This window comes from Sphingobium bisphenolivorans (genome assembly GCF_000412635.1).
Taxonomy (GTDB): domain Bacteria; phylum Pseudomonadota; class Alphaproteobacteria; order Sphingomonadales; family Sphingomonadaceae; genus Sphingobium; species Sphingobium bisphenolivorans.
The window spans coordinates 1-3574 of record NZ_ASTG01000022.1; the positions used below are offsets into that span (position 1 = coordinate 1).

At 63.8% G+C, this 3574-nt stretch carries 5 protein-coding genes; 1 reads left to right on the forward strand and 4 read right to left on the reverse strand.

What is annotated here, in order from left to right; genetic code table 11:
- Window positions 1-115 precede the first annotated feature (115 nt).
- The 4 genes from L858_RS0115565 to L858_RS0115580 all read right to left on the reverse strand — a co-directional run bounded on the left by L858_RS0115565 (window position 116) and on the right by L858_RS0115580 (window position 2453).
- Entirely contained in the window at window positions 116-532 is a 417-nt protein-coding gene (locus L858_RS0115565; RefSeq protein WP_022684079.1) for a single-stranded DNA-binding protein, read from the reverse strand.
- Window positions 533-581: 49 nt separating this feature from the next.
- A complete protein-coding gene (locus L858_RS22035; RefSeq protein ID WP_022684080.1) occupies window positions 582-728 on the reverse strand; it encodes a hypothetical protein in 147 nt (48 codons plus the stop codon).
- Between the two features lie 114 nt (window positions 729-842).
- Complete coding sequence (locus L858_RS20340) at window positions 843-1877, reverse strand: DUF2493 domain-containing protein (protein ID WP_022684081.1); 1035 nt, start codon at window positions 1875-1877, stop codon at window positions 843-845.
- A 72-nt stretch (window positions 1878-1949) separates the two neighbouring features.
- Window positions 1950-2453, reverse strand: a complete 504-nt coding sequence (locus L858_RS0115580; RefSeq protein ID WP_022684082.1) for a DUF736 domain-containing protein — start codon at window positions 2451-2453, stop codon at window positions 1950-1952.
- 861 nt (window positions 2454-3314) lie between these two features.
- Between L858_RS0115580 and L858_RS22040 the strand changes: the two genes are divergently transcribed.
- On the forward strand, window positions 3315-3574 hold a 260-nt coding region (locus tag L858_RS22040), incomplete at its 3' end, for a hypothetical protein (protein WP_028056204.1).

A 3574-nucleotide genomic window follows, 5' to 3' on the forward strand; every position in this document is an offset into this window, starting at 1 on the left:
CCAACGCGGCCCGCAAAGCGGGCCGCAAAATTATCCGCAACCCCTGCACCTGGGCGCGACGTTTCCGGCATGGCGCGATAGTCCAGCGCCGCCCCTGGGCGGCGCTGGTGACTGCTCACTTGGTCGGTTCGCGATAGGGCGCGACATACTGCGCCTGTAATTCGCGGACCTGCCGGGGGTTGCCGTCGCGGTCGGTCCATTTGCGGCTTTTCCAGTAACCGGCAAGGCGGACGCCAAGCCCCGCGCGAAGCGTGGCGGCGATACGGTCGGCGGCGTCGGCCCGGTGCGGCGGAAGCCAATAGATCGCGGTGAAGGCTTCGCCATTGAGCGCGATGCAACGCAAGGTCGCGACGGTATCGCCGCTCGGTGTCGAGCGCAATTCGACATCTTCGGCAAGGCGCGCAGCCATGGTCGAATCGACGCATTCGGCGCGGCGCTTTGCGTCGGCGTCAATCTCGGTCTGTCGGCGTTCGGCATCACGCGCGGCGCGTTCTTCGGGGGTTTCGCGGCCTAGACGGCTAAAGTCGATCATGGCGGCTGCTCCTTGGTGGAACGGGCGCGCGCGGCGGCGCGCCCATAGTTCAAATGTCGAATCCCTGATCGCGATAGACGGCGAGCCAGTCGCTATCTGTCCAGCCTTCGCCTGCGCGCTGCTCGATCAATAGGGGGCATTCGTCGCCTAGAAGCTCCTTAAGCGTTTCGGCGGTTTCGGGAGTGAGTTCATACATGGTTCGGGTTCCTTCGCGGCGCGCGTGGCGGCGCATGGCGCTGGTCGGCGGCGCGCTTTATGTGAGTGATGGGGGGGGGGAAGGCCCGGCGCTGGTGCGCGCGGGCTTTCCGGGTCAAGCCAGTGCGCGGCGCTGTTCCTCTGCGCGCAGCGCGGCAAGGTCGGTCGGGCCGGTGCCGTTGTTCTGTTCGGCAAGGCGAAAGATGTGCAGCGGCACGTTTCTGGCGCGCAACAGGCGGGCAAGATCTTCCTGCACCTTGGATTGCTGGAAAATCATGGCTTCGACGATTTCGTCCAGCCGGTTCCATACCTCATTGCGCCGATAGGCTGCGCGGTAGTCGTTGCTGCCGCGCTTGTTGAGGGAAAAGCCGACAATCGGAACGCCCCGTTCATGCGCCCAGCATGTGCTGATCTGCTCGGCGCCCTTGAAGCGTTTGCCGGTGAACAAGATCATGTGCGGGATGCGCGCGCGCACCATGTCCAGCCGACGAAAGATCATGTCTGCATCTTCCCAGTCGCCGCCGCCGGAAACGAGAACGGCAGGACGCGCGGGATAGTGCTTCGCGTTGTGCTCGGCTTCGCGGGCTTTCAGATAGTCGAAACCCTCGATCTGCGAAGCGGTAAGGCCGGTTCCGGTGCGACTGCCCTTGATGGTATTGAACGGCTTGCCGGTTTCGACAAAATAGACGTTGGCAGCGTGGTTGCACATGGTTTCCACGGCGGCGCGGGCTTCGGCAAGCGACTGGCAACGCTGTTGCAGTTCTTCCATGCGGGATTGATATACCTCGGACGGGTCGAACACGCGGACCATTTCGCCAAGTTCGGCGGCGGCGTCGTCTTCCTGCCGCTTGATGCGCTTGGCGACATAATGCAAGCTGTTGACGATACCCCAAGCGATGGGCTGGCCGAAAGATTCCATGCGGGTTCCGGCAAGCAAGCGGAAGATTTGCGCGGTCAAATCCTCGACGCATCCGCGCGCCAGTTCCGCATCGGGCATCGGGTCGCGGGTGGGGTCGTCGATGATGGAAAGCCGGGATTCGGCAATCGTTTCGGTGAAGCTGGCAGGAAAGTCCTGCGCGCTGGTCATGGCGGCATAGGCTTCCGCAAAGTCGGCGAACCTGCTAACCCGCCCCTTGTTCGTGTTGGTCATGGTTGAAACTCCATTTCGTCTGGCTGGCGCGGATCGGGCCGGAGCGTTCCCGCGCCCCGGCCCAACCTTCTCTTATGCGCTGGCGGTTTCCTCCTGCTGCTGTTCCTGCGCCTGTTCGGCGCGGCGGCCGCGACGGCTCGACGGCTCGACCGGGGGCAAGCCAAGGTCACCAGCCGGGGCGGTGCTTTCGCCAAGGCCATCGCCTTCATCGGCGGGGCCATCGGCTGCGTCACCGATCGGGGCCAGATCGTTGCGCGCGCGGCGCGGGCGGCTCCACGCCACATTGTAGCTGCCGTCATCCTCGCGGAAGCAAGCGATATAGAGAGGCTTGCTCATCGACGGGTCGTCAATCGAACCCTGCAAGAAAGCCTCGCCGGTGTCCTTCATGGACTGCTCGAACAGGAACCCGACGCGAACCCAGGTGCGGGCGGGCGTGAGGCCGAGGATTTCAAAGCGGGGGCTGTTCTCCTTGCGCGCTTCCCAAGGGCGCAGGCAGATGGTCATGGCGACCGAGACGGTGGCGATCTTGCCGACGAAAAAGCCGTTGGCGTTCAGCTTGAGATTACCGAGGTTCATAGTCTTAACTCCATTTCGTTCCGGCGTTCCCGCGCCGGGTGGTTGAGCCTTCCGGGGACCGTCCCCGTCCGGTGATTCCCTTATATCAAAGACCTCAAACTACGCATAACACATTGTTTTCTTGACAGATTTCATCGTGCCTGGTGAACCTGAGCCTGCAACGGCCGCGCAGCGGCCCACGAAAAAATTGTTGCCCGTCAGGGCAACTCCATCCTGATCTGCCGAGCACAAGCGGGGGCTTCGTCGTTCATCGCACCCGGAGCCACCTTCGCCTGTGGCCCAAGGCGCAGGCACCTCCGCCGGGGTCAACAGAAATGACGGAGGCTCCGCCGCGCAGCGGTGGAAACCGTAGGGCCGCTTGCGGCCCGGTATTTCTGTTGAGGCGGCTTCCAGACAAACAAAAATATCGGCCGCTTGCGGCCGATTCCCCTTTGCCGCCGACCCCGGTGGGGGGGTCTGCAACGCCGGGACACTGGCGGGGGTGGCGCAGGGTGCGATGAACGACCTGGTGCGAGGCAGATACCGGGCGGTTCGTCCTCGAACCGTCCGGTCTGGCAAATGAGGCTGGCCCGCCAGGGACGTCTTGTCAGGCGGCGAAGCCGGCCACGTCAGGGATCGTGACCCCGCAAGGGGCGGAAACTCGGCCGAAGGACGAGGTTCCGTGGAGCTTGGTGAGCGCGGCCGCGCAGCGGCCGTGGGAGCCTAGCGCAATAGAGCCCGGCCCGATCGCAGATCGGGTGACGCCCCCTCCCCTCCTTCTCTTTCTTTTCTATCTCCGTCCAACCCAGAAGCTGCCCCGAACGATTCCGCACCTTCACCCACATCAAGTGCCAGTTCGCGATCAGCGAGAACGAGGCCGATATGAGCTGGTCCGACGATGAGGGAAATGATGTCGATTACGTCGATCTGCTCGGCATAGGAATCGAAGCTATGCGCGGTGCCCGGACGCTGCCCGGCATCAGGCGTGAATTATTAGGCGGTGATCAACGGTTGGAGATGGTGGCGCACGAAGGCGCTGGTAATCCCAACTTCGCCGGCGGCGACGCGGGCAAGCTGCTCGTCGAAGCTGAGCGACCTGTGGGCATTTTCGGCGCGCTCGGCCCTTCGGGCCTCGCGCCGGG

Bases quoted from the DNA above. Each gene is read 5' to 3' on its own strand.
- L858_RS0115565 (WP_022684079.1), bottom strand. From the start codon at position 532: ATGATCGACTTTAGCCGTCTAGGCCGCGAAACCCCCGAAGAACGCGCC.
- L858_RS22035 (WP_022684080.1), bottom strand. From the start codon at position 728: ATGTATGAACTCACTCCCGAAACCGCCGAAACGCTTAAGGAGCTTCTA.
- L858_RS20340 (WP_022684081.1), bottom strand. From the start codon at position 1,877: ATGACCAACACGAACAAGGGGCGGGTTAGCAGGTTCGCCGACTTTGCG.
- L858_RS0115580 (WP_022684082.1), bottom strand. From the start codon at position 2,453: ATGAACCTCGGTAATCTCAAGCTGAACGCCAACGGCTTTTTCGTCGGC.